Raw genomic sequence first — 23,146 nt, 5'->3', positions numbered from 1 at the left:
CCATGCCACACCGACTATGAACCCCGGAATCACAGCAGCGTAGTTCTACGACGAGGTCGGCGGGCGGTCTTGGTGGTGCTCGCCCTACCGAAAGATATGGTCTCGTTTGCCGGCAGACCGCCTGAGGTGTTGACGGTCTTCGCGCCCCCGGCCCCCGCCATCGTAGGCAGGGGTACGCGCCGTAGGTGCTCGTGCGATTCACTCGGGCAATGCCCGGCATGAGGCGATAGGGGCGATATCGTCCCCTGTGTGGCGGCACTCTGTCGTCGTATCCGATGTGCGAGGGGCCTCATGGGCGACGGACAGGCCGGGGACGGGCACGCTGGTGGGGGCGAGCCGGACAGGGCGGGTGCGACCTCCACGCGGGCGGGTTCGGTGGCCAAGTCCTCGGCGCCCCGGCCGACGCTCGCCGGTCTGTTGCGTGACGGGCCGCCGGCCGGTCCGACCCGGCCCGGCTTCTGGCGGAGCCCGCTGCGCGGGCCCTGGCTGACCTCGGTGCTCGGCGCGGTGCTGCTCGTGGGCATCACGGTGATGTTCGTGACCGGGCTGCTCTCGTACGCCGCGTACAACCCTCGTCTCGGCACCAACGACCGGACCCCGGACCGGGGCTGGCTGGGGTTCTACCTGTTCTCGTGGCCCACGCACCCGTACTGGCTGTACCGGCTGACCCAGGGCGTCCACGTCACGCTGGGCATCGTGCTGATCCCGGTGCTTCTGGCGAAGTTGTGGTCGGTGATCCCGAAGCTGTTCACGTGGCCGCCGGTCCGGTCGGTCAGTCACGCGCTTGAGCGGCTCTCGCTGCTGCTGCTCATGGGCGGAGTGCTGTTCGAATTCGCGACCGGGGTGCTCAACGTCCAGTTGGACTACGTCTTCCCCGGCTCCTTCTACACCCTGCACTTCTACGGGGCGTGGATTTTCATCGGGGCGTTCGTCGTCCACATCGCTCTCCGCATCCCCTTGATGGTCCGGACGCTGCGTGGCGGAGGTCTGCGCGAGGAGGTACGCAGGCCGGCCGGACGCGGGCCCACCGGGCCGGTCGACGAGTCCGGCCTGACCACTCCGCGTCCCGCCGCACCGACCATGTCCCGGCGAGGCGCTCTGGCCACCGTAGGGGCCGGCTCCCTGGTGCTGTTCGCTGTCACCGCGGGGCAGAGTCTCGGCGGCGCGCTGCGCAAGACCGCGCTGCTCGCACCACGCGGTCAGGATCCGGGGCCGGGCCCGAACGGCTTCCAGGTGAACAAGACGGCGGCCGGGGTGGGCATCAGGGCCAGTGACATCGGGCCGGCCTGGCGTCTCGTCGTCATGGGGCAGGGGCGCAAGCTGTCGTTCACCCGGGAGCAGGTCCTGGCATTGCCGCAGTACCACGCGTCGCTGCCCATCGCGTGCGTGGAGGGCTGGTCCACCGAGAACCAGGAGTGGAGCGGGGTCCGCCTGGCCGATCTGGCCGCTCTGGTGGGGTTCACCGAGTCGGCGCCCCAGGTGTTCGTCGAGTCCGCCCAGCGGGGCGGAGCCTTCGGCTCGACCACCCTGCGCGACAACCAGGTCCGTGATTCCCGTTCGCTGCTGGCTCTGCGGGTCAACGGGGCGGATCTGTCCTCGGACCACGGGTATCCAGCCCGTGTCATCGTCCCTGCCAATCCGGGTGTCCACAACACCAAGTGGGTCACCCGCCTGACCTTCGGGGCATCCGCATGAGCCGTTTCCGATCCCGCTACGGCGCCTCTCCGCTGCATCTGCTGCTCGTCCTGGCCTCCTTTGCGCTGGCCGCATACGCCGGAGTCCGTCTGCTGAGCGGCACGAAGCCGTGGATGATCGTCGTGTGGTTCGTCGGCGCCGCGCTTCTGCACGACCTGGTGCTGCTGCCCCTCTACACGCTCACCGACCGGGCCGCCCAAACTCTGCTCGGCGACCGCCGGGAGCCACCACCGGCCGGCGCCGGCCGTCCGCCGGACCGTCGGTGGATCAACCACCTCCGCGTCCCCGTCTTCCTCTCCGGGGTCCTGTTGCTGGTGTACTTCCCGCTGATTCTGCGTCGGGTCGACCACTTCACCGCCTACACCACACTCCCCGACGACGTCTTCCTGGGCCGCTGGCTTCTCATCACCGCCGTACTGTTCGGTGTCTCCGCCGTCGTCCTGATCGTCCGTATGCGCCGCTCCCGCCACGGCAAGGGGCCCGCCGGCGGCGCACCGGGTGGCGAGGGAGAGAGGAACCGGGTGCCCGCGCCGTGACAAGGCAGGCGCTGGAGAACGCGCCGTCGCGAGCCAACGTGCCGTCGCGAGCCGCCAAGACAGCCCGCCAAGGAGCCCCCTCCTCTTGACGAGACCGTGCGCTCATCCCCGGCAGCAGCAGGGGCGACGGCCGTCTCGCGTCGGTCGGGTGTTTTGCTCCGTCGATACGGGCATGGCGTCGCGATCCGTCTCGCAGGCCGTTCCGCGACCGTATCGCGGGGTTCCGCCGGCTGCCGCGCCCACTTGCAGGAGACCGGGTTACGGGAGGCATCCTTGACGCCTGACGCCTGACGCCTGCCATGCTTGGGTCCAGATGCCGTTACAGGTATAAAGCCGCACAGTGTGTAGTGCGGTCGGCCTTACCGCCGTCCAACGGCGTCCGGGCGCTTGCCGGGCGCGCCGGGCGGGCCCCCGCTCGCGCCCGGGCTCGCGGCGCCCAGGGAAGCGGGCGGAGTGACCGCTCCGGTGGCGGCGGACTCGGTTCCGCCGTTCCAGGCATCGGCCATCTTCTGGCATCCCACGTCGCCGGGTCGGATGCCGCCCGAGACGAGGTCCGACGTCGTCATGGCCTCCATGTCGACGAACTCGACGCGCGTCCCCTCGGAGATCCGGGCCGGCCGTCGAGATGGAGTCCGACCCAGTAACGCGCACGTGACCGCTCACTACGGTCCGGGGAGCGCTCTCGGCCGTCATCACATGACCTGCCGGTAACTCGACTCTCAGGAGTCCCCCATGAGGCAGAACCGCCACCACCAGACACTCCGTCCCCCTCTTCTCTCGCCACAGTTTCCGGTCTCCGCCACCGGTTTCGCTGACTTCCCGAGAACGTTGGTGAGCGGTGGGACACCCTCCCCCGAGGCATCCGCACGCAGGTGCCCACGACCTTGTGGATCGAGAAGATGTACACCCCCGACTCGAACCGCACGATCACGGTCGGAACGACCACGGCGCTGGGCACGGGCAACTGGCACAAGCTGTCGTTCACCTTCCAGGGCTCGCAGATCAGCGCCACCGTGGACGGTCGCACCGTCGGCACGGCGATCAGCTCCCGGTTCTCGACGGGCCAGGCCGGGCTCGGCACCCAGGGCTACCGCACCAACCAGTTCGACAAACCGTCGATCACGGCGGGCACGGACTCGAAGACACCGACCGGGCCGGTCACCTCCGGGCTGAACGAGGTCAAGTGCCTGGACAACTAATCGGGTTCGAGCACCAACGGCAACAAGACCGGGATCTGGGACTGCGACGGCGGCTCCAACCCAGAAGTGGTATACCTGCCCACCTGATCCGGCCGCCCGGCCGGTCGCCGGGCGGACGCCTGCCGGGCGGCCGGTCAGTCGCGGGAGGTGGGCAGGTGGGTCGTGGTCCCGTCCGGTACGCGTTCAGCGGGCTCGGCGGGATCAGCCGCGGTGCTCCAGGCGGTGACGGCGGTCGGCATGATCACCGCCGCCTGTGCCTGGGCGATCTCCGCGCGCATTCGGTCCAGCAGGGAGTCCACGTCGCCGATCGTCCTCACGAGCCCGCCGGCCCGGTTCTTGCCGGGGAGGGGCGCCTGAGAGAGGGCCCGGTAGGTCTGGACGAGGAGGGGGACGATGGTGGGGTCCTCCGCTGTGCCCGAGCGCGACCAAGGCCGTGGACGCGGCCCTGCTGCTCGCGGAGATGGCGGTCCCGCACCCCGCCCGCCCGACCTGGCCGGACATCCTGCGGATGGATCACGCCCGCGCGCTCCCCCACCAGCGGCTGGTCACGCTGGATGAGCGTCTGGCCGGTGCGGCGGCCCGGCCGGTCGTACTGCCCGAGACGATCGTCGTCGACCGGGGCAAGGTCTTCGTCTCCGCCGCGTTCACCGCCGCCTGCGAGAGCCTCGGCATCAGCGTCCAGCCCGCCCCGCCCCGCGCCCCCACCGCGAAGGGCATCGTCGAGCGCACCTTCGGCTCCATCAACGCCCTGTTCTGCCAGCACCTGCCCGGCTACACCGGATCCGACGTCACCCGCCGCGGTCCCGACACCGAGAAAGACGCCTGCTACAGCGTCGCCCAGCTGCAGGACCTGCTCGATGAGTGGCTGGTGCACTACCACCACCGGCCTCACGAAGGGCTGCGCCACCCGATGATGCCCAGGAAGACACTCCCCCCGAACCAGATGTGGGCCGCCCTCGTCGCCGTCGCCGGACACGTGCCCGTCCCGCTGACCGGGCGCGACTACCTCGAACTGCTCCCCGTGCGATGGCAGGCCATCACCCCCGCCGGCATCACCATCCACCACCGCACCTACGACGCGGACCTCCTCGCCCAACACCGCGGCCAGGCCTCCCCCGTCGCCGGCCGCGACGGGAAATGGGAGATCCACTACAACCCCCCGGCCCCGCAGGGCTCGACGTGCTCCCGGCATGATCAAGGCTCGGCGGCCTACGCCGATGCCGGGGCGCGGTAAATGCCCCCGCTCTGGGGGGGCGTTCGCCTCTAAAGTGACGCAATGGCACGCTCATGGACTTGGCTGCACGAGCATCTCGGTCGCCCACCCGGCCCCCTCACCTACGACATGGTGGCCGCCGCCGTGGCGGACAAGCTCCCTGAGAGCGACGATCTCGACTGGAAGCAACCGCTGCCGAGCTTCGCGCGAAAGCCGGGGGTCTGGAACGAGTTCGCCAAGGACGTCGCCGCCATGGCCAATACACGCGGCGGGCTGCTCATCTACGGCGTCAGCGACGACATCAAGTTCATCGGCGTCGACCTGGCGAAGGTGGACGAGGAGCAAATGCTCAGCGCCATACGCAACGGCATCCAGCCCTACATCTCGGGCGTCGAAATCATCCCGCTGCCCGCCCCGGGTGGCGGCGGCCCCGACGTGCTGGTCGTCGATGTCCCGCCCAGCGAAATGGCGCCGCATTTCCAGTACGGCTGGGAGGCCAAGGACAAGGACCGTGTCACGTTCAACGCGCCGCACCGCATCAGCGACCACAGCTTCTACATGCCCGAACACCAGGTGGCCCGCGCCTACCGCGAGCGCTTCGCCCGTCAGGACGCGGCCGATGCACTGCTCCAGGCATGTCTGACGCAGACGACCGAGACCGTCCTAAGCGAATCCGAGGGGTTGCCAGCCTGGCTGGTCATCGTTGCCCGGCTCACACGTCCGGTCCCGCGGATGGTGCCCGCGCCGACCCACACGGAAGCGAAGTACACGCTGCACGAGGCTTTGAAGACGGCGGGCCGGATCAACGACGTCGGCGGGCCGGCGGTCCTGTCCAATGTGCTCGGCAACGACATGCAGGTCGGCCTGCGCCGCTGGGTAGCCAGCAGCTTCCTCGTCCCCGACCGGCGATCCCCCGGGCGGGACGCAATGGTCGAACTCCTCCACGATGGGACCGTACCCGTCAGCGCCGAACTCGCCCACGGTCTCCCCCTCCGTGATGGCGTCCCCGTCACACCTGCCAGGCCCGTTCCCAGACGCCCCCACCCGCGGAACGACCCAGACCCTCAGGAGACTGATCACCACGGCGATGACGACCTGACCGCCCGGAATCCACCACCCCCGACCGCACGGCAAGCCGCCCTTCAGCCGCCAACACCTGCACCCGCAACAACAACACCCCGACACTGACACCCAACTCGTCCGCAACTGCCTGCAGATCAAGACCCGACTGCCAACTCCACAACAACACGGAATCCATACTCGCCGACCAAGCCACCGAATCAGCCCCACCCCCTACCGGCTCAGTCGCACTGCCAGAAACACACACCACGTCCTCCGAAACAGGAGATTGCGACGGGTCCCGCGGCGACGACATCCCAACCCGGGACGCCACCTCACCCTCCGGACACGGTGGCGCTGCGGCTTCAGGTGCGGGGGCGCTGGAGCGAGCGGCGAGGAATTCCTCGGCGACGGTGCGCGCGTCGCTCTTTCCCACCGTGCGTCGCGCGACGCGCACCTCCCGCTCCTGAAGGCCCATCAGGTCGGCGACCGCCCCGTCGCTTCCCACTGTGACGGCGAACGCGGCAAGCGTCCGCGTCCGTTCGGCCTGGGCCTCGTCGAGGACGGCCTGGGCTTGGCGGACCTTTTCGTCACTGCCGCAGAACGCCTCTGCCAGGCGGGTGTTGCGTTCCCATACTTCACGTAGCTCCACGCGCGCATCAACGTTTCTGCAGCCCACCCGACACCCGCTCCGAGATTGCATCACTCAAAAGGAGTTACTGTCGCCTCGGCGCGTGACATCCGGGCCGGCGCCGATAGCCGACGGCCCCGGGTGTGCCCGTCACCGTGCGCTAGGCTGACGCCTGATATGAGTGGCGAGACCGACCTGCGGAAACTACTGAGTGGCATGAGCCCGGAGCTGCGGCCGGGCCGCTATGTGTTCACCGTCGCCGAAGCGGGCGTTCCACCGGGTCTCGCGCCCGTCGTCACGGTCGCCGAGCACGAAGGTCTGACGCTGGTCGTCCCACGTGAGGACGCCGATGCGGCAGGTCTCCCCTACGACTACGAGGCGGCCTGGATCACGCTGCGCGTCCATTCCGCCCTGGACGCCGTCGGGCTCACTGCCGTCGTCGCCCGGGAACTCGCTTCGGCGGGTATGAGCTGCAACGTTGTGGCCGGGTTCCATCACGACCACCTTTTCGTTCCCTACGAGCGCGCGGCAGAGGCGGTCGTGGTGCTGGAGGGCCTCGCGGAGCGGTCCGTGTGACCGCTCCGACGGGGTCCTCAGACCCGGTGCGGGAACCGCCGGTTCAGTGGGTGGCGATGGCTGGGTCGCTCACGCCCGGCCGGCCGGTCTCGACGTGTCCGGCGAGGCGGCGCAGGTACGTCGCGTCCTGGTCGCAGACCACGGACAGGTCGTACCAGCCCCTGCCGGCCTCCGGGTCGATCCGGTGGACGACTTCGGCGCCGGGGCGCACCGTGAGCGTCTGCTTCTTGCCGTCGTAGGCGTTCGTGATGGTGAGTCGGCAGGTGGCGGAGCCGGCGTTGCCGAGGGTCAGCTCCAGTCGTCCTGACGCGATGTGGCGGGCGCTCACCTCGGGGCCGGCTGTCTTCCCCGGGCCCTTGAAGGCGCGCAGGAATCCGTTCGGTCCGTGCACCGTCAGGTCCACGACTTCGGCGGAGTAGGCCGTGTTCCAGGTGTCGGAGATCTCTTTGCCCGCCTCCGTGGTGTACGTCCACGGCCCGTCGGTGCGGTTGCCCGCGGTGACGTGGAAGCACGCGGCCGCCTTCGGGCCGCCGCTGAAGGTGAGGGTGAAGCGGCCGGTGCCCGGCGTGGCGGTGCCGTCCACGTGCGGCTCGTAGGGCAGCGGGCGGGTGGGGCGGGTGCCCGGTTCCTGGCGTGGCAGCGCGGGGTCGGCCGGGGGCCTGGGGACGTAACTGGGGTGGCGGTCGTGGTCCGGGGGCTCGTACGCCGCGGTGCCGGGCAGCGCGGCGGGCTGTGTGTCGCGCAGCGAGAAGTCGAAGGCCGAGGTGAGGTCGCCGCACAGGGCTCTGCGCCATGGCGAGATGTTCGGCTCGGTGACGTTGAACCTGCGCTCCATGAAGCGGATGACGGAGGTGTGGTCGAACACCTCGGAACACACGAACCCGCCTGTGCTCCACGGTGAGACCACGATCATGGGCACCCGCTGGCCGAGTCCGTAGGGGCCGGCCGCGTACGAGGCGTTGCCGGGGAAATGGTCCAGGGCGGTGTCCACGGTGGAGAGTCCCTGCGCGGCGGACGCGGGCGGAAAGGGTGGGACGACGTGGTCGAAGTAGCCGTCGTTCTCGTCGTAGGTGATGAACAGCGCTGTTCTGCTCCACACCTCGGGGTTCGAGGTGAGCGCGTCGAGGACCTGGGAGATGTACCAGGCGCCGTAGTTGGCGGGCCAGTTGGGGTGCTCGGAGAACGCTTCGGGTGCCGCGATCCAGGAGACCTGAGGGAGCGTGCCCGCCTTCACGTCGGCCCGGAGCCGGTCGAAGTAGCCTTCTCCCGCCTTGGCGTCGGTGCCGGTGCGCGCCTTCTCGTGGAGTGGGTCGCCGGGCTTCGCGTCGCGGTACTTGTTGAAGTACAGCAGCGAGTTGTCGCCGTAGTTGCCCCGGTAGGCGTCGTCGATCCAGCCCCATCCACCGGCTGCGTCGAGGCCGTCGCCGATGTCCTGGTAGATCTTCCACGACACCTTGGCGCGTTCCAGGCGCTCGGGGTACGTCGTCCAGTCGTAGCCGGCCTCCGCGTTGCCGAGGACGGGGCCGCCGCCCTTGCCGTCGTTGCCGACGTGGCCGGACCAGAGGTAGTAGCGGTTGGGGTCGGTGGCCCCGATGAACGAGCAGTGGTAGGCATCGCACACCGTGAAGGCGTCGGCGAGGGCATAGTGGAACGGGATGTCCTGCCGTGTCAGGTGGGCCATGGTGCCGGCGGTCTTGGCGGGCACCCACTGGTCGTACTTCCCCTGGTTCCATGCCTTGTGGCCGCCCGCCCAGTCGTGGTCGAGGCCGCTGATGAACTGCATGCCGAGATCTTCGGCGTCCGGGTGGTACGGCAGTACCTCGGTGGCGCCGCTGGGCTGGTGCCACACCGGTTTGCCACTCGGCAGCGTCACCGGGCGCGGGTCCCCGAAGCCGCGCACGCCCCTGAGGGCACCGAAGTAGTGGTCGAAGGACCGGTTCTCCTGCATCAGCACGACGATGTGTTCGATGTCGTCGATCGTGCCGGTGCGCCGTCCGGCGGGGATCGCAGCCGCCCGGTCGATGCTGTTCGACAGGGCGGTGAATCCGGCGGTGGCTCCCGCTATCTGCAGGAATCGGCGCCTATTGAGTTCAGCCATGGGTGGTGGGCCTCCTGGTGGGGCAGGTCGACGAGCCGGACGGGGTCAGGGCATCGTCCGCCGGGGACAGCGGTACGGCGCGGCAGTGAAGCAGCGCCGTACAGCACACGAACAACACCACGCTCCCCCGCTCCCAGGGCCACCAGCGTCGGCCAGCACGAGGACGGCGTCAACAGTGCCGCACGGGATGGGAAAGGCCGGAGTGGTGTTGGCGGGAGGGGCGGTGGCCCACCAGCCCGGGGATACGTCCGGGGGCGCCTCACCAGACGTCAGCCGAGCCCGAGGGGGAGGTGTGGGGGGTAGTACGCGGGGGTGCGTGGGCCTGGGCGCTGTGCTCTGACGGGGGCCTCGGCCCCGGCGCTTGCGTCGTCGGCGCTGTCGGCCTTCGTGGTGCGGCCGGCAGTTGCCTTTCGCGGTGAGGAGCATCGGGGTGGGCCGGGACACGAGAGCGGGTGTCGGCCCTCGCTGTGAGCGGCAGTTGGCAGGGGCCCTCGGTCGTGCCGCTGCCTACGGTCACCCATAGCTGTGCGGGAGGGCGGTGGCGGTGACGCGTTCTCCGGCATCGGCCGCCCCGGGACGGTTCGTGCACGTCCCCGATGTGCCCGACGTGGCCGCGCGCCGCGAGGGCTCATGTGGGAGCGTCGTCAGAAGATGTCCGGCGGCTGCTTTCGGGTGGGCGGAGGGAAAGCTGCTGCCGGCCGGTCCCGGGACGGCTCCCAGGGCGTTTCTCCTCGGGCGGGCGCACACTGGGGGTGCGCGGTGTTTTCACCGCCGTGCGGGTTCGAGCACATGGAGGCTTCCATGCTGAACGCCATCGCGGATGTGTTGCGCAGTATCGGCGGTGCCATCGCCACGTTGGTCGCGCTGCCCTTCCGTGCGGTCGCACGGTTGTTCGGCGGCGCCTCCGCCAGTACTCACGGCAAGCACTGATCCCAGGCGGCGGCTCTGCTCGGCCCGCCCGGTTGCCGTCTGTCGGCGCGCCGCTGTGTTGGGCCGTGCCTCATCCGGCGCCCGGCAGCCGGACCTCCACCGTCCCGTCGTCGCGCACCCGGGTGAGGAAGGACGGCTGCGGGGCGGTGGCCGGGCCGCGTACGTTCCAGCCGTCCGAGAGCCGGAACACACTGCCGTGCCACGGGCATTCCACGCAACCGTCCTTCACCGCGCCCTCGGAGAGCGGGCCGGAGAAGTGGCTGCACCGGTCGGCGAGTACGTGCATCTCGCCGCCCGCCTGACGGACGACGAGGAGGGGGACCTCGCCCAGTTCCCGGCGTACCGCCCGGCCGACCGGGAAGTCCTCCATCCGTCCGACGGTCTGCCAGCCCGGGCTCAGCAGATGTGCCACCGGCTCCGCCTTGTTGGCGCCCGCGGCCTGCCGGTAGGCGAGGTGGCCGCCGAGCATGCCGCCGGCGCTCACCGCGAGGAGTCCGGCGAGGCCGAGGGACTTGCCGAGCGCCTGCCGGTCGCGTCCCCGGGCCACCCAGGAGGCGGTGTACAGCCCCACTCCCGCGATGTTCGCCACGGCGTGCACCAGCCCGGTGCGCATCTGCTGCTCGTGCTGCTCGGCCCAGTCCACCCAGCCGGCCAGGCTCGCGGGACCGGCGGCGGCGACCCCCACGCCCACCAGCACGCGGGCCGCGCGACCCGTGCCCGGGACGGCGTCCAGCACAGAGGCCGACACCCAGGCGCCCATGGGCACCTGGACGAGGACCGGGTGCAGCGGATGCCCGAGCGGGAGGCCGTGCAGCACGTCCCGGTACCTGCCCAGCGGGAGGCCCTGTACGACTCGCTGCAGACGGCCGACGGCACCGTCGACCTGCGAGGCGTCCCCCAGCGCGTCGAGGGAGCGCAGCAAAGCGGCGCCGACACGGGCGAGGGCACTTTCGGGCCGCCCCTCGTCCGAGGTGGGCACCGCTGGTTTCCGGGACATCGGGGAGAACGGCATGGTGTCCGGTTAGCCGCTGCGGCGGGCCGCCAAACGGCCGGCGCGGCCTTTCACCCCGCTGGTCTCCGTGATGCGAGGTCAGGCGGAACCGCGGGGGACGGTGAGGTGGTGCGCCACTGAGCCCTTTCAACCTCAGTTCAAGCAGGTAGGGCGGACGGTTCTCGGCGTCGGCCGAACGATCACCCGCCGCCGACAACGGTGAGGACACCGCGGGCGAGGCTTTGTCCCGTGCGGCCTCACGCAAGGTGGACACGTTCTCAGAGGGGCTACGGGCTCCACTCGGACCCTGATTTTGGCCGGCCCGATGACAACCGGGATCTTCCCGAAGTTTGTGCCTCCAGATCTCCGAGGTGCCAGCTGCATGTCAAGCTGAAGGGATGTACCCCTCGTCTGCACTGGGTGAGTTCCTGAGGTCGCGACGGGCTCGTCTGCAGCCTGAAGAACTGGGCCTTCCCGGCGGTGTTCGCCGTCGCCGAGTAGCCGGGCTCCGGCGCGAAGAGCTGGCTCCGCTGGCTGGAGTGAGTGTCGGCTACTACATTCGGCTGGAGCAGGGGCAGGCACCGAACGTCTCAGATGAGGTCTTGGACGCCCTGGCTCGCACTCTCCGACTGGACGCTGATGAGCGGCGACACCTGCACCGGCTGGCGCGTATCCCCCAGGCCCAGACCTCATTGCCGCCGGCCGAGGTGCTACGCCCGGGTCTCTCGCACATGGTCAAGGCGTTCACCGACGCCCCCGCCATCGCCGTGGGCCGCCGCGGCGACATCCTCGCCTGGAACCCGCTCGCGCATGCCCTGCTCGCGCCGCACTGGCCCGTCGTGCCGACAGGCCGCCCGCCCAATTTCGTTCGTATCGACTTCCTTGAACTCGGATTCGCCCGAAGCCTGTACACCGACTGGGCCGCTAAGGCACGGGACGACGTCGCCTACCTACAGGTCTCGGTGAGCAACTTCCCGGGCGATGAGCAACTGCTGGCCTTCATCGCTGAGCTGAAGGAGCTCAGCCCTGAGTTCCGCGAACTGTGGGTCGAGCATCCGGTGAGCAACTGCGCCACCATCGCGCGGGAGTACCGGCATCCCCAGGTGGGTGCCATGACCCTGGCTGCAGAACTGCTACGCCCTCCAGATGATGAGGGACAGGGCGTGACCGTGTTCCAGGCGGAGCCGGGCTCAGTTTCGCAGGATCGGCTACGCCGACTAGCGGAACTGACGTCTGGCTCCGCGGCGTAGGCCGATACTGATGGCCGGTGCCACTTCCTGGGTATGTGGAAGTGGCACCGGTGCAGATCGCACGAGGACAGATTCAGGTCGCCATCGTGTCTGCCGACAGGCCCGTGGGAATGCGGTGCAAGACTCTCGCGCAGACGAATGCGCCGGTCAGCGTGACTGCTCCCGCCACCAGGAACGCCATATGCAGTCCGCCGACCGTCGCCAGCCTCTGCGTGGTGGTGGGGGCCAAGGCCGCCGTGCGGGCCGCCACGATGGCGCTCAGTCCAGCCACACCGATCGCGCCGACGAAGGTCGGCATCTGTGCCAGGCTTCCGGCGACGCCTTGGTCGGACTCGTCGAGACCGGAGGTGATGGTGGTGACGACGGCCACGACGGTCAGCACATGCCCGAAGCCCATCGCCGCCGAACTCCCCAACAGCAAAACGAGGTTGCCGTCCGCCGGCAGCAGCGCCATCAGCAGGGTGCCCAGCCCCTGCACCGTGAGGCCGAGAGCAATCACGGATGCCGCGCCGCGGGCGCTGATCAACCGTGCAGTCAGGCTGCCCGCGGCCAGGGCAGCTACGCCCTCGGCGGTGAAGCCGAGGCCGGTCTGCAGTGCGGTCCACCCCACGACCTGCTGCATGTAGATGCTCAGCAGCAGCGTCGCTCCTCCGCACATCCCGAAAGTGATCAAGCCAGTGGCCATACCCCACTTCACCGTCGTGCGACGTAGCAGACGCAATGGCACGAGCGGCTCAGGGTGTCGCGCCTCGGCAGCGAGGAAGCCAACGAGCAGAACTGCGGCGCCGATCAGCGCGGTCAGGGTGGGTGTGCTGAGCCAGCCGCTGGCGCCTCCGGTGGTGATCCCGTAGACGAGGGCGAAGAGGCCACCGCTGGCCAGGACGGCCCCAGGCACGTCGAGGCGGGTAGTCCGGCTGTGCCGGGTGTCCTGCACGACCGTGGCAGCGCCGACGAGGACAAGCAGACCGATGCCGAAGAGGATGAGCATCGTCCACCGCCAGTTCAGGCCACTGGTGACGATGCCGCCGCCGATCGTGCCGATGACGAAGCCGAGCGACAGCAGTGCGCCGTTGACACCCAGGGCCCGCGTCCGTTGCGGTCCCTCGGGGAAGGCAGCCGTCATCAGGGCCAGTGCTGTGGGGCCGATCGCCGCGGCTGCGATGCCCTGGCCGACTCGGGCGGTGATGAGGAGGGCGGCCACGCGGGCGAGTCCGGCGAGGAGGGAGAAGCCGGTGAAGGCGCACACCCCGGCGATGAACAGCCGTCGCCGGCCGATGATGTCTGAGAGCTTCCCGAACAGGGGCATAAGAGCAGCCGTAGGCAGCAGGCAGCCGGTAACCACCCACTGCAGAGCATCGGGGCTCGCGAACCCGAGGCTGCGGCCGATCTCCGGCAGGGCCACGGTGATGATCGAGTAGTCGAGGCCGGTCATGAAAGTGGCGCCGCACAAGGTCAGGAGAACCATCCACCCGCGGGCGCCGAGTGAGATCTGCGTGGTATCGCTCATGCCGACCACGATGCGATGGCCCACATCCCCCAACCAGCGCCCTGGTAAAGGTACATCTGCCAGATACAGGCAGAGCTGTCGCATTCCCGCAAGCAAGCAGAAGTGAAGACTCTGGCAGGCGGGTACGCGAAGAGGATCATCCACTTCCGGGAGCTTCTGCGTGCTTGCCTACTCATCCGGCGTCGACGTGTGTCCCGCTCCACCCTGCGCTTCCTCACACAGCAATTGCGCCGGCACCGCCGCGCGATCGGGACGCGGTGGCGGCGGCTGAGCGCCGGTCGTCAGGCCCTCCTCACGCTCGCTGACCTGTGGGGCACACTTACGCCCAACTCGCCGCCGGATTCGGGGTCGGGATCACGACGGCCTACCGCTACGTCACCGAGGCCGTCGGCCTCTTGGCCGATCTCGCACCCAGCTTGGCCGAGGCCGCCCGCACAGCCTCAACCAAGGCGTTCGTGCTGCTGGACGGCACGCTCCTACCAATCGACCGCATCGCAGCTGACCGCCCCTTCTGCTCGGGAAAGCACAAGAAGCACGGCATGAACGTTCAGGTCCTCACCGATCCTTTCGGAAGACTGCTGTGGGCCTCAGCGGCCCTGCCCGGGGCCGTCCACGACATCCGTGCGGCCCGCGCGCACGGCATCATCAGCGCCCTTGCCCAATCCGACGTCACATGCTGGGCGGACAAGGGCTACCGAGGAGCCGGCGGCACCGTCCGCACCCCGTACTGGGGACGCTGGCACACCCTCTCCACCGGCCAGCAGGCGGTGAACCGATCGCACACCAAGATCCGCGCACTCGTCGAACAAGCCATGGCCAGCCTCAAGTCCTGGAGGCTTCTACGCAAGCTCCGATGCTCCACCACCCGGATCACCAGCCTTGTCCAAGCCGTCCTCACCCTGCATCTGAACAGCTCAGATCGATGATGGAAAAGGCTCACTGTCTCCGTCCGCGGGGCCGACGCGTCCCGCTCGCCGAACGGGTACGGGTGGACCGACGCGCCGTCGGTGTGGCGCTCCGTCTTCGTCTTTCCCCTCCCCCGGCCTGCCTGCCCGCTCCTCCTCCGGAGGAGGCGGCGCTCCGCGGCGGAGCCCGCTCCTGCCGCGGCACCGCCGACGACGCCGGCCGCCCCTGCGGGCGGCCGGTGCCGGTCAGGGATGATCGGGCCGTTGGTCGGGCGGGGTCCCACCACCCTTGCCACCGCCCTTGCGGCCCTTGTCGGTGCCGTGGGCGTGGCTGCCGCCGCCTCTGCTGGGCGGGCCGGACTCGCGGGCCTTGATGTCGTCCGCGTCGTGTGGCGCGGCGCTTCTCTTGTCGCTGCGACGTTGGGCGGGCTGCTGGGAACTCGGCATGCTGACGACTCCTTCCACAAGCAAAAGACGCCCCTCTCAACGTACAACGGGCTGCCCAGGAGGGCGCGTGCAGCGGTGGAGGCCGCCCGCCGTCCCGGACATGGAGGTGGGGGCGCCTGGCTGGTCGGGGGGCCACCGGCGGGACTCGCGGGCAAGCCCGTCAGGCAGCCCGGGCGGTCAGGTCCTGGTCTCCGCGGCCGTGCCCGGCTCATGATCCCGGTCGCCGCCCTCACCGGCACGTCCTACGGGCAGGGGGTGCCGTCGTCCGGCAGTGTCGTGCCGTGGCGGGAGAGGCACAGGACGGTGCCTTCCCGGTGCGCGGAGAGCAGGAGGGCGCCGTCCGGGGTGGCGGCGAGCCCGGCGAAGGGACGTGGAATGCCGGGCATGCCGTGCGTGGTCAGCGCAGGCGTCCGGGCGCCGGCCGGGCCCGGCCCGACGGGGAGGTTCTCGGCGACGGTGCGCCGGTCCCCGGTACGGGGGTCGATCGCGAGCAGGCGCGCGGTGCCGGTTTCCACGACGAACACCTCCGCGTCCAGCACGGTGAGTCCTTGCGGGGCGGCGAGGCCGTCGGCGACCACTCGCGGCGGTTCCCCGGCGGTCGTGACGAGCAGCAGGGTGCCGCGCTCCTCGTCGGTCACCCACACCCGGTCCGGCCCCTCGCACACGACGTCGGCGGGCCGGCCGAGACCGGCGGCCAGCACGGCCGGGTCGGGGCCCGCGGACCGCTCAGGGGGCTCGGGGCGCAGGACGAGCACGCGTCCCGTGCCGCTCTCCGCGACGACGAGCGCCCCGTCGGCGCGGGCCGCGACCCCCGCCGGCCGGTCCAGCCCGCGCGCCCGCACCCGGACGGAGTCGTCGTCGGGGTCGTACGTGCTGACCTGCCCGTACTGGGAGGTGACGTGGAGGAGGCCGTCCGCTCCCGCGTCGACGCCGTGGCTGAAGTGCAGCCGCGTGTGGGTGACGGGGCCGCTCGTGGCGGCGTCGTCCTCGGGCGGGCCGGCGAGGCGGTAGTGGTCGGCCAGGTACGTCCGTCCGCCGAGGTCGACGGTGATGCCCCAGGGGCCGTCCAGCCCCGGGGGTACGATCTCGCGGGTGCGGCCGTCGGGGTGCAGCTCCAGTACGCCGCCGTCGGCGAACCCGGAGACGAACATGCGGTTCTCGGCGTCGAAAGCGGCGTTGTCCAGACCGGGTACGCCGCTGTCGAGGACGGTGCGGTCGCCGCTGCCGTACAGGTCGAGGCGGGTCACCAGTCCGCGCGGGCCGCAGGACAGGACGTGGAGTACGCCGGCGAGGTCGAAGCGCACGGCCACCGGTTGGGGCAGCCCCGTCGCGACCAGCTCCGGCGCACCGCCGTCCAGCGCGATGCGCCAGACCTCGCCGGTGACCATGTGCGGGTAGTAGAGCAGGCCGTCCGGGCCGCGCTGCATGGCGTTGCCCAGTGCCAGCCCGCCGGTCAGCACCGAGGGGTCCCCGCCGTCCGGGAACAGTTCCAGCAGCCGGCCGCCGGGGCGCATCTCGTTGACGAACAGCCGGTCGCCGACGCAGGTGATGCCGTTGACGACCGGCACCTCGTCCGAGACCAGGTCGAAGCGGCCCGCCGGCTGGCGGCGCCACACCCGGCCGGGGACGAGGTCGGCGATGTAGAGGGAGCCGTCCGCTCCGAAGGCGAGATCGTCCGGGGACTGGACCAGCCCGCCGGGTGGGACGACCGGTTCCACGTCGCCGTTGTGCGGGTCGAGGGCGCTGATCATGCCGCCGAGGTACTGCGCCACGTAGAGGCGGCCGTCCGGCCCGAAGGTGATGCCGTTGGCGCCCCAGAGGCGGCTGGGCGCGTTGAGGCGCTCCAGGGTCCACCGGGGGTCGGTGACCGGGGTGGGCCCGTCGGCGGCGCGGCTCACCCCGCGTTCACCAGGACCTCGTCCATCCCGCTGCCCTCGCGCCACTCCTGCAGCAGGCGGTGGAAGGCGATCGGTCCGTCTCCGTAGCCGTTCGCACGCCTGCGGGGCATCCCCTCGTTGTTGTAGTAGCCCGGGGTGCACTCGGCCTGGAAGGCGTGCAGATCGGCGGCCTTCTCCTCGATGGTCGCCACCCAGGCGTCCTGGGCCTCGCGGGTCGGCTCGACGTACCGTGCGCCGCGCTTGCGTGCGGCGGCGACGATCTCGGCGACGTGGGTGGCCTGTTCGTCCAGTACGTGGAGGAAGTTGACGCTGGAGGCGTTCTGCAGGGAACCGAGCTGGAAGAGGTTGGGGAAGCCGTGGGTGGTCAGGCCGTGCAGGGTCCGGGGGCCCTTCTCCCAGGCCTCGGTGAGGGCGACGCCGCGGCGTCCGTAGGCCGGAACCAGTCCGGCGGCCAGTCCGGAGACGCCGACGGCGAAACCGGTGGCGAAGACGAGGCAGTCCACTTCGTACTCGACGCCGTCCACGACCACGGCGTGCTCGGTGAAACGCTCGACGCCCTGGGTGTCGGCGGTGTCGACGAGGTGCACGTTCGGCCGGTTGAAGGTCTGCAGATACGTGTCGCTGAAGCCGGGCCGCTTGCACATGTAGCGGTACCAGGGTGTGAGCAGTTCGGCCGTCGCCGGGTCCTGGACGGTCTGAGCCACCCGGGCGCGTATCTCGTTCATCTTGGCGAGGTCGGCCAGTTCCTCGGTCTCCTCCCGGACGTCGTCGGGGAGGTCGCGGTAGGCGTCGCTGGCGATGAGTTTCTGCTGCAGGCGCGCGGTGCCGGTCCAGCCGTCGGCGACGAGGTCCTCCTCCACGTGGCCGCCGGTGACCAGGGTCAGGAAGTTCTCGCGGCGCCGGCGGTGCCAGCCCGGGGTCAGTCCGGCCGCCCACTGCGGGTCCGTGGGCCGGTTGGCGCGCAGGTCGACGGAGGAGGGGGTGCGCTGGAAGACGTACAACTGGTCTGCGCTCGCGCCGAGATGGGGCACGCACTGCAGGGCGGTGGCGCCCGTGCCGATCACGCCGACGCGTTTGTCCCGCAGGCCGGTGAGGTTTCCGTTCGCGTCGCCGCCGGTGTAGGTGTAGTCCCAGCGGCTGGTGTGGAAGGTGTGGCCGCGGAAAGTGTCGATGCCCTCGACGGCCGGTAGTTTCGGCTCGCTGAGGGTGCCGGTGGCGCTGACGACGTAGCGGGCGCGGATGTGGTCGCCGCGGTCTGTCGACACCGTCCAGACGGCCGCCTCCTCGTCCCAGCGCAGTGCGGTGACCTGAGTGCGGAAGCAGGCGTCGCGGTAGAGGTCGAAGGTGCGTCCGACGGCGCGGGCGTGCTGCCGGATCTCCTCGCCCGGGGCGTACTTCCAGCCCGGCATGGTGCCGGTCTCCTCCAGGAGCGGCAGGTAGACGTAGGACTCGATGTCGCAGTGGATGCCGGGGTAGCGGTTCCAGTACCAGGTGCCCCCGAAGTCGGAGCCCTTCTCGATCACCCGTACCGGACCGATGCCCTGCTGGCGCAGCCGGGCCGCGGCGAGCAGGCCGCCGAAACCGCCGCCGATCACGACCGCCTCGACACTGTCGTGCAGGGGCTGCCGCGCTTCTTGCGGCGGGGCGTAGGGGTCTTCGTCCCAGTAGCCGAACTCGCCTGTCAGGCGCGCGTATCGGCGGCCGGAGCCGGTGGGCGTGCGCCGGTCCCGTTCCGAGCGGTAGCGGGCCCGTGCCGCGGCGAGTTCCGGTACGGCCCGGGCCGCTTCGGGCGCCCGGCCTTCCGCGGAAGGGGAGGTGCCGGAGGGGGTGGCAGGGGGCGGTGACGCGGTCATGTGGGGGCTCCTCGGGGCGGTACTGGTGGGGGCGTGAGGAAGCAGCCGGTCCATGGCGCGCGAACCCGGCCGCGTGTGCAGCGTACATGTTCTATGTATGAGCCACATGAAGGCGTCTGTCGCTCGCCCGGCGTGCGCGAAGCTCGGCTCGGGTGGCGGGCTGGGCAGTGGTTTCGCGTGCTGCAAGGCCTCGGCCCCGCACCTCTGGTGAGGGCGCGGGGCCGGGGCATTCATTGCTCAGGGGTGTGCGAGGTCCCCCAGCCCGGCGTGTTCCGGCGAGGTGATCGTGGACCAGATGAGGGGCGTCGGGCCCGTCGGTACCTTCAGGGACGGGGTCGGGGCAGCGGGGGTGTCCAGCTCCAGGCGTGGCCGGGGCACCTCACCGGTGAGGGGGACGGCGCCGTGGGGCAGGGAGCCGGGGAGGTCGGCGTCGGCGTAGCGGCGGACCTTGCGGTGCCAGTTCAGGATGCCCGCGAGCCAGTCGCGCAACTCGCCCATGTACGCGTCGAGCGCCGCGACGGCTTCCGGCTTCAGCCCGAAATCGGCGCAGAGCACGGGGAGTTCGTGGGCCACGGCGTGCTCGAACTGCTCCAGCCGGGAGCGCATGAGGTCCGCGACGATGCCCAGGGCGGTCGGATAGTCGCAGTCGAAGAAGTTCTCCACGACCAGGACGCAGTTGTGCAGCTCCCCTTCGTACTGGATCTCCTTCTGGTACGAGAAGACGTCGTTGATGAGGAAGCCGTAGTCGCTGACGGCGTTCTCGATGGCGCGCAGGGTGCCGCTCTGCAGCACCTCGGCCGGCAGGACCCCGGCGTGCCGCATGCGGCACAGGCTCATCGTCAGTTCCGAGCCGAAGGTCGCGCGCCGCATCTCCAGGTAGTCCACGGGGTCGGGGACGCGGTGCTGGGCCTGGTTGAGCAGCTCCCACAGCCAGCTCTCCAGCATCGCGTCGACGGCCGCCCGGAAAGCGCTGCGGCGGGAGGCGTCCATCGGCCCGGCGGTCCGGGCCCACAGGTCCGCGAGGGACACCTCGATGGGGGCCTGGGCTGCGGCGGCCCCGGCGGCGGGGTCCTCCAGCGGCATGCAGGCGAGCAGTCGTTCGTGCTGCGCCCTCGCGGCGGCCAGTCCGCGCGGACGTCCGAAGACCAGGGGGTAGTAGTCGTCGCCGTAGGTGCCCCAGGTCAGCCACTCGGCGCTCAGTTCGAGTTCCTCGGGTTCCGCGTCCGGGTCCAGACCCGCCGAGCACAGGGCGAAGTCGTAGCCCGCGAGTTTCTCCCGGTCCCAGATGTCCTGGAGCAGGCCGGTGCGCTCGGCCCAGTCGAGGGAGGCGGCGCGCGCCCGGTCCAGGTGGGGGCTGATGGTGACCGGGTAGGGCAGGGTGAACTCGGGCAGTACCGAGGGGCCCGTCCTGCGGTGCGGGTCGCGGGTGTGGGTGCGCAGCCGGGCCCGGGACGGTTTGCCCAGGAGCGCCGCGAGGTGCATCGCGCTGGTCCCGAGTACGCCGTCAGTGCCGCCGGGGCCGCCGGTGAGCGCTCCCTCGTTCATGTAGCGGCTGGAGCGCAGGTGCCATTCGTGGCCGCCGGACTGCCAGTCCTGAAGCCCCTTCACGTATGCGGCCAGAGCGGCGCACTCAGCCGGGTCGAGGCCGTGCTCGGCGCTCAGTGCGGGCAGTTCCGTCAGCGCCGTGTTCTCGAACTGTTGGAGACGCGAGGTGAGCAGGTCGTTGACGGCTTCGGCGGCCTCGGGGGTCGTGCATCCCAGGAAGGTCTCCAGGACCAGGACGCCGTTGCTGAGTTCGCCCTCGTCCTCGACCTCGCGCTGGTAGGAGAACAGGTCGTTGCGCAGGTGGACGGCGTCGGAGAAGGCGTCGGTGAGGACCCGCAGCGGCCGCGTTCCGGCGACGCGGGCGGGCAGTTCGGCTCCGGCCGCGTACTCCACCAGTCCCGCCGACCAGGGTGCGCCACCGACCTTGCGCCGCATCTCGATGTACTCGACGGGGTTGGAGATCCGGCCCGCGTTGATGTTCGAGAGTTCCCACATCGACTCGTTGAGGAGGTTGCGGGTCGAGCGGGCGAAGCGCTCCCGCCAGTGCGCCGACATCGCGGGGACGGTGCGCCGCCACAGGTCGGCGAGCCCCGCCTCGACCGGGGTGGTCGGCTCCGGGAAGCCCTCCGCGAGGTCGGCCGGCATGAAGGCGGGCAGCCGGTCCAGGTACGCCTTGGCGCCCTGGCGGTCCTGAGTGCGTTTGAACAGTTCGAGGAAGTGGTCGTCGAAGAAGAACACCCAGACGTACCAGTCGGTGACCAGGCACAACGCGTCTTCGTCGCAGTCGGGGTGCGTGTAGGCGCACAGCAGGGCGTAGTCGTGGGCGTCCAGATCGCTCTGCTCCCACACCCCCGAGCCTTCGAGCATGCCCATGGAGCGCGCCCAGTCGCGGGCGTGCTCGCGGGCCGGAGCCACATGGCGGTTCAGGCGGGCCGGGTAGGGGACGTAGAAATCAGGAAGAGCAAAGGGTTGGGTCACGGAGAGACCAATACATTCCAGGGGCGGGCGATACCGACCCGGAAAGTATCCGCAGACAAACCCGGCCCCGCAATACGTTCCTTTTTTCGGGCAACCGTACACGGCGTTCGAACCACCCTCCGACCGGACCGAAGTCTTGACTGTGCCCAGCATTTCCCCCGGTCAGCCGGGCATCGCGAGGGATGGAGCATCCCGCAGCAGTCACACTCGCACAGCCATGCGGCAATTCACTCCGGAGAGGGCTGCCGAGAAATCGGATCGGCTGTAAAAATGGCACCGCATTTTCCTAACGAGGAGGCATTCTTTTGTCCGTCCGCACCGAATCCGAAGCACTGGACCGGCCTCAGCAGAGTCTTGGGGCCTCGGCGGCTCGCAATCTCGCCACCACCACCAAGTCGGCCCCGCAGATGCAGGAGATCACCTCCCGCTGGCTGCTGCGGGCGCTGCCGTGGGTCCAGGTGCAGGGCGGCACCTACCGGGTCAACCGTCGCCTCGCCTACAACGTCGGCGACGGCCGCGTCACCTTCGTCCAGACCGGGGACCGCGTCAGCGTCATCCCCGAGGAGCTGCGCGAACTGCCCCCGCTGCGCGACTTCGAGGACCCGGACGCGCTCCAGGAGCTCGCCGGGCGCTGCGAACAGCGCACCTACCCGGCCGGTACCGTCGTCGCCGCGGCCGGCGACCGCGTCGACAGTGTGCACCTGCTCGCCCACGGCCGCATCGCCCGCGTCGGCACCGGCCCCTACGGTGACGAGACCAGCCTCGGTCTGCTCGCCGACGGCGCCTACTTCGGCGAGCAGGCCCTGCTGTCCGACGAGGCGGTGTGGGAGAGTTCCGCGCGCGCCGAGACGGAGTGCACCGTTCTCGTCCTCAGCCGCGCCGACGTCCTCAACCTCGCCGAGCGCGCCCCCTCCTTGGCGCAGCAGCTGCGCCGCGCCGCGCTCGTGCCCGAGCAGCGCACCAACAAGTACGGTGAGGCGGCCATCGACCTCGCCGCCGGTCACGTCGGCGAAGCCGTCATCCCGCACACCTACGTCGACTACGAGGCCTCGCCCCGCGAGTACGAGCTGTCCGTCGCGCAGACGGTCCTCAAGGTCCACTCCCGGGTCGCCGACCTCTACAACCAGCCCATGAACCAGACGGAGCACCAGCTCCGGCTGACCGTCGAGGCCCTGCGCGAACGCCAGGAGGACGAACTCGTCAACAACAAGGAGTTCGGTCTTCTCAGCAACTGCGCCTACGAGCAGCGCCTGCAGCCGCACGCCGAAGTCCCCAGCCCCGACGACATGGACGAGCTGCTCTCCCGCCGGCGCGGCTCGAAGCTCTTCCTCGCGCACCCCCGCGCCATCGCCGCCTTCGGCCGCGAGTGCAACCGCCGGGGTCTCGTCCCGGAGAGCATCGACATCAACGGGCACCGCATCCCGACCTGGCGCGGGGTCCCGATCTATCCCTGCAACAAGATCCCGGTGGCGGCCGACCGCACCACCTCGATCATCTGCATGCGTACCGGTGAGGACGAACAGGGCGTCGTCGGGCTGCACCAGACGGGCCTGCCCGACGAGATCGAGCCCAGCCTCTCCGTGCGCTTCATGGGCATCGACGAGCAGGCCATCATCTCCTACCTCGTCACCGCCTACTACTCCGCCGCGGTCCTCGTCCCCGACGCCCTCGGGGTCCTGGAAAACGTCCAGACCAGCCGCTGGAGCTAGTCGCACCCCCAGCCCGTTCCGGCCCCGCCCCCCCCCCCCCCGGCCGGGGGGGGGGGGGGGGGGCGGGGGGGGGGCGCGGGGGGGCCCCCCCCCGCCCCCGGGGGGGGCAGGGGCCCCCGGCGCGCC

General features: G+C 70.3%; 16 protein-coding genes and 2 pseudogenes. 10 read left to right on the top strand and 8 right to left on the bottom strand.

The window, feature by feature from the left end:
- Window positions 1-291: 291 nt before the first annotated feature.
- The 3 genes from AB0J21_RS22985 to AB0J21_RS22975 all read left to right on the top strand — a co-directional run bounded on the left by AB0J21_RS22985 (window position 292) and on the right by AB0J21_RS22975 (window position 3,430).
- A complete protein-coding gene (locus tag AB0J21_RS22985; protein WP_363147935.1) occupies window positions 292-1,695 on the top strand; it encodes a molybdopterin-dependent oxidoreductase in 1,404 nt (467 codons plus the stop codon).
- Window positions 1,692-2,231: a hypothetical protein gene (locus AB0J21_RS22980; RefSeq protein ID WP_363147934.1), complete on the top strand. Its 540-nt coding sequence runs from the start codon at window positions 1,692-1,694 to the stop codon at window positions 2,229-2,231. The genes AB0J21_RS22985 and AB0J21_RS22980 overlap by 4 nt, the downstream gene beginning before the upstream one ends.
- A gap of 872 nt (window positions 2,232-3,103) precedes the next feature.
- Window positions 3,104-3,430 carry a hypothetical protein gene (locus tag AB0J21_RS22975; protein WP_363147933.1) on the top strand — a complete coding sequence of 109 codons (327 nt, stop codon included), beginning with the start codon at window positions 3,104-3,106 and terminating at the stop codon, window positions 3,428-3,430.
- A gap of 134 nt (window positions 3,431-3,564) precedes the next feature.
- Here the strand turns inward: AB0J21_RS22975 and AB0J21_RS22970 are convergent, their stop codons facing one another.
- The gene (locus AB0J21_RS22970; protein WP_363147954.1) at window positions 3,565-3,729 is read right to left on the bottom strand and encodes a hypothetical protein; all 165 of its coding nucleotides are present in this window, start codon (window positions 3,727-3,729) and stop codon (window positions 3,565-3,567) included.
- Between the two features lie 110 nt (window positions 3,730-3,839).
- Between AB0J21_RS22970 and AB0J21_RS22965 the strand changes: the two are divergent.
- The 3 genes and pseudogenes from AB0J21_RS22965 to AB0J21_RS22955 all read left to right on the top strand — a co-directional run.
- Window positions 3,840-4,589: pseudogene (locus AB0J21_RS22965) on the top strand (transposase); the annotation flags it as partial.
- Window positions 4,590-4,706: 117 nt separating this feature from the next.
- Window positions 4,707-5,831, top strand: a complete 1,125-nt coding sequence (locus AB0J21_RS22960) for an ATP-binding protein (protein ID WP_363147932.1) — start codon at window positions 4,707-4,709, stop codon at window positions 5,829-5,831.
- A 679-nt stretch (window positions 5,832-6,510) separates the two neighbouring features.
- A complete protein-coding gene (locus AB0J21_RS22955; protein WP_363147931.1) occupies window positions 6,511-6,909 on the top strand; it encodes an ACT domain-containing protein in 399 nt (132 codons plus the stop codon).
- Between the two features lie 43 nt (window positions 6,910-6,952).
- On the opposite strand, the gene AB0J21_RS22950 is transcribed toward AB0J21_RS22955, so the two are convergent.
- Window positions 6,953-9,007: a phosphocholine-specific phospholipase C gene (locus AB0J21_RS22950; RefSeq protein WP_363147930.1), complete on the bottom strand. Its 2,055-nt coding sequence runs from the start codon at window positions 9,005-9,007 to the stop codon at window positions 6,953-6,955.
- An 801-nt stretch (window positions 9,008-9,808) separates the two neighbouring features.
- Here AB0J21_RS22950 and AB0J21_RS22945 point away from each other — a divergent pair.
- On the top strand, window positions 9,809-9,937 hold the full coding sequence (locus AB0J21_RS22945) for an LPFR motif small protein (RefSeq protein ID WP_363147929.1): 129 nt from the start codon (window positions 9,809-9,811) through the stop codon (window positions 9,935-9,937).
- Window positions 9,938-10,007: 70 nt separating this feature from the next.
- Here AB0J21_RS22945 and AB0J21_RS22940 read toward each other — a convergent pair whose 3' ends face one another.
- Entirely contained in the window at window positions 10,008-10,934 is a 927-nt protein-coding gene (locus tag AB0J21_RS22940) for a Rieske 2Fe-2S domain-containing protein (RefSeq protein ID WP_363147928.1), read from the bottom strand.
- A 392-nt stretch (window positions 10,935-11,326) separates the two neighbouring features.
- Here AB0J21_RS22940 and AB0J21_RS22935 point away from each other — a divergent pair, with 392 nt between their 5' ends.
- Window positions 11,327-12,178 (top strand): helix-turn-helix transcriptional regulator, encoded by an 852-nt coding sequence (locus tag AB0J21_RS22935; RefSeq protein ID WP_363147927.1) that lies wholly within the window; start codon window positions 11,327-11,329, stop codon window positions 12,176-12,178.
- 73 nt (window positions 12,179-12,251) lie between these two features.
- Here the strand turns inward: AB0J21_RS22935 and AB0J21_RS22930 are convergent, their stop codons facing one another.
- Window positions 12,252-13,685: an MFS transporter gene (locus AB0J21_RS22930; RefSeq protein WP_363147926.1), complete on the bottom strand. Its 1,434-nt coding sequence runs from the start codon at window positions 13,683-13,685 to the stop codon at window positions 12,252-12,254.
- Window positions 13,686-13,845: 160 nt separating this feature from the next.
- On the opposite strand from AB0J21_RS22930, the pseudogene AB0J21_RS22925 reads away from it, so the two are divergent.
- A pseudogene (locus AB0J21_RS22925) lies at window positions 13,846-14,611 on the top strand (transposase family protein).
- Window positions 14,612-14,836: 225 nt separating this feature from the next.
- On the opposite strand, the gene AB0J21_RS22920 reads toward AB0J21_RS22925, so the two are convergent.
- The 4 genes from AB0J21_RS22920 to AB0J21_RS22905 form a co-directional block, all read right to left on the bottom strand.
- On the bottom strand, window positions 14,837-15,037 hold the full coding sequence (locus AB0J21_RS22920) for a hypothetical protein (RefSeq protein WP_363147925.1): 201 nt from the start codon (window positions 15,035-15,037) through the stop codon (window positions 14,837-14,839).
- 242 nt (window positions 15,038-15,279) lie between these two features.
- Window positions 15,280-16,935 carry a hypothetical protein gene (locus AB0J21_RS22915; RefSeq protein ID WP_363147924.1) on the bottom strand — a complete coding sequence of 552 codons (1,656 nt, stop codon included), beginning with the start codon at window positions 16,933-16,935 and terminating at the stop codon, window positions 15,280-15,282.
- Window positions 16,932-18,788 (bottom strand): NAD(P)/FAD-dependent oxidoreductase, encoded by a 1,857-nt coding sequence (locus AB0J21_RS22910; RefSeq protein WP_363147923.1) that lies wholly within the window; start codon window positions 18,786-18,788, stop codon window positions 16,932-16,934. Before AB0J21_RS22910 ends, AB0J21_RS22915 begins: the two co-directional genes overlap by 4 nt.
- A 237-nt stretch (window positions 18,789-19,025) precedes the next feature.
- Window positions 19,026-21,311 (bottom strand): terpene synthase family protein, encoded by a 2,286-nt coding sequence (locus AB0J21_RS22905; protein ID WP_363147922.1) that lies wholly within the window; start codon window positions 21,309-21,311, stop codon window positions 19,026-19,028.
- Window positions 21,312-21,616: 305 nt separating this feature from the next.
- Here AB0J21_RS22905 and AB0J21_RS22900 point away from each other — a divergent pair, with 305 nt between their 5' ends.
- Entirely contained in the window at window positions 21,617-23,020 is a 1,404-nt protein-coding gene (locus tag AB0J21_RS22900; protein WP_363147921.1) for a family 2B encapsulin nanocompartment shell protein, read from the top strand.
- The last annotated feature ends 126 nt before the right edge of the window (window positions 23,021-23,146 follow it).

Origin of the sequence: Streptomyces sp. NPDC049954 (assembly GCF_040656295.1) — a bacterium.
Lineage (GTDB): Bacteria > Actinomycetota > Actinomycetes > Streptomycetales > Streptomycetaceae > Streptomyces.
The sequence above is the reverse complement of the archived record's forward strand: the minus strand, read 5'-3'. Positions and strand labels throughout refer to the sequence as shown.

Bases quoted from the DNA above. Each gene is read 5' to 3' on its own strand.
- AB0J21_RS22910 (WP_363147923.1), bottom strand. From the start codon at position 18,788: ATGACCGCGTCACCGCCCCCTGCCACCCCCTCCGGCACCTCCCCTTCC.
- AB0J21_RS22945 (WP_363147929.1), top strand. From the start codon at position 9,809: ATGCTGAACGCCATCGCGGATGTGTTGCGCAGTATCGGCGGTGCCATC.
- AB0J21_RS22950 (WP_363147930.1), bottom strand. From the start codon at position 9,007: ATGGCTGAACTCAATAGGCGCCGATTCCTGCAGATAGCGGGAGCCACC.
- AB0J21_RS22980 (WP_363147934.1), top strand. From the start codon at position 1,692: ATGAGCCGTTTCCGATCCCGCTACGGCGCCTCTCCGCTGCATCTGCTG.
- AB0J21_RS22940 (WP_363147928.1), bottom strand. From the start codon at position 10,934: ATGTCCCGGAAACCAGCGGTGCCCACCTCGGACGAGGGGCGGCCCGAA.
- AB0J21_RS22920 (WP_363147925.1), bottom strand. From the start codon at position 15,037: ATGCCGAGTTCCCAGCAGCCCGCCCAACGTCGCAGCGACAAGAGAAGC.
- AB0J21_RS22935 (WP_363147927.1), top strand. From the start codon at position 11,327: ATGTACCCCTCGTCTGCACTGGGTGAGTTCCTGAGGTCGCGACGGGCT.
- AB0J21_RS22930 (WP_363147926.1), bottom strand. From the start codon at position 13,685: ATGAGCGATACCACGCAGATCTCACTCGGCGCCCGCGGGTGGATGGTT.
- AB0J21_RS22985 (WP_363147935.1), top strand. From the start codon at position 292: ATGGGCGACGGACAGGCCGGGGACGGGCACGCTGGTGGGGGCGAGCCG.
- AB0J21_RS22960 (WP_363147932.1), top strand. From the start codon at position 4,707: ATGGCACGCTCATGGACTTGGCTGCACGAGCATCTCGGTCGCCCACCC.
- AB0J21_RS22955 (WP_363147931.1), top strand. From the start codon at position 6,511: ATGAGTGGCGAGACCGACCTGCGGAAACTACTGAGTGGCATGAGCCCG.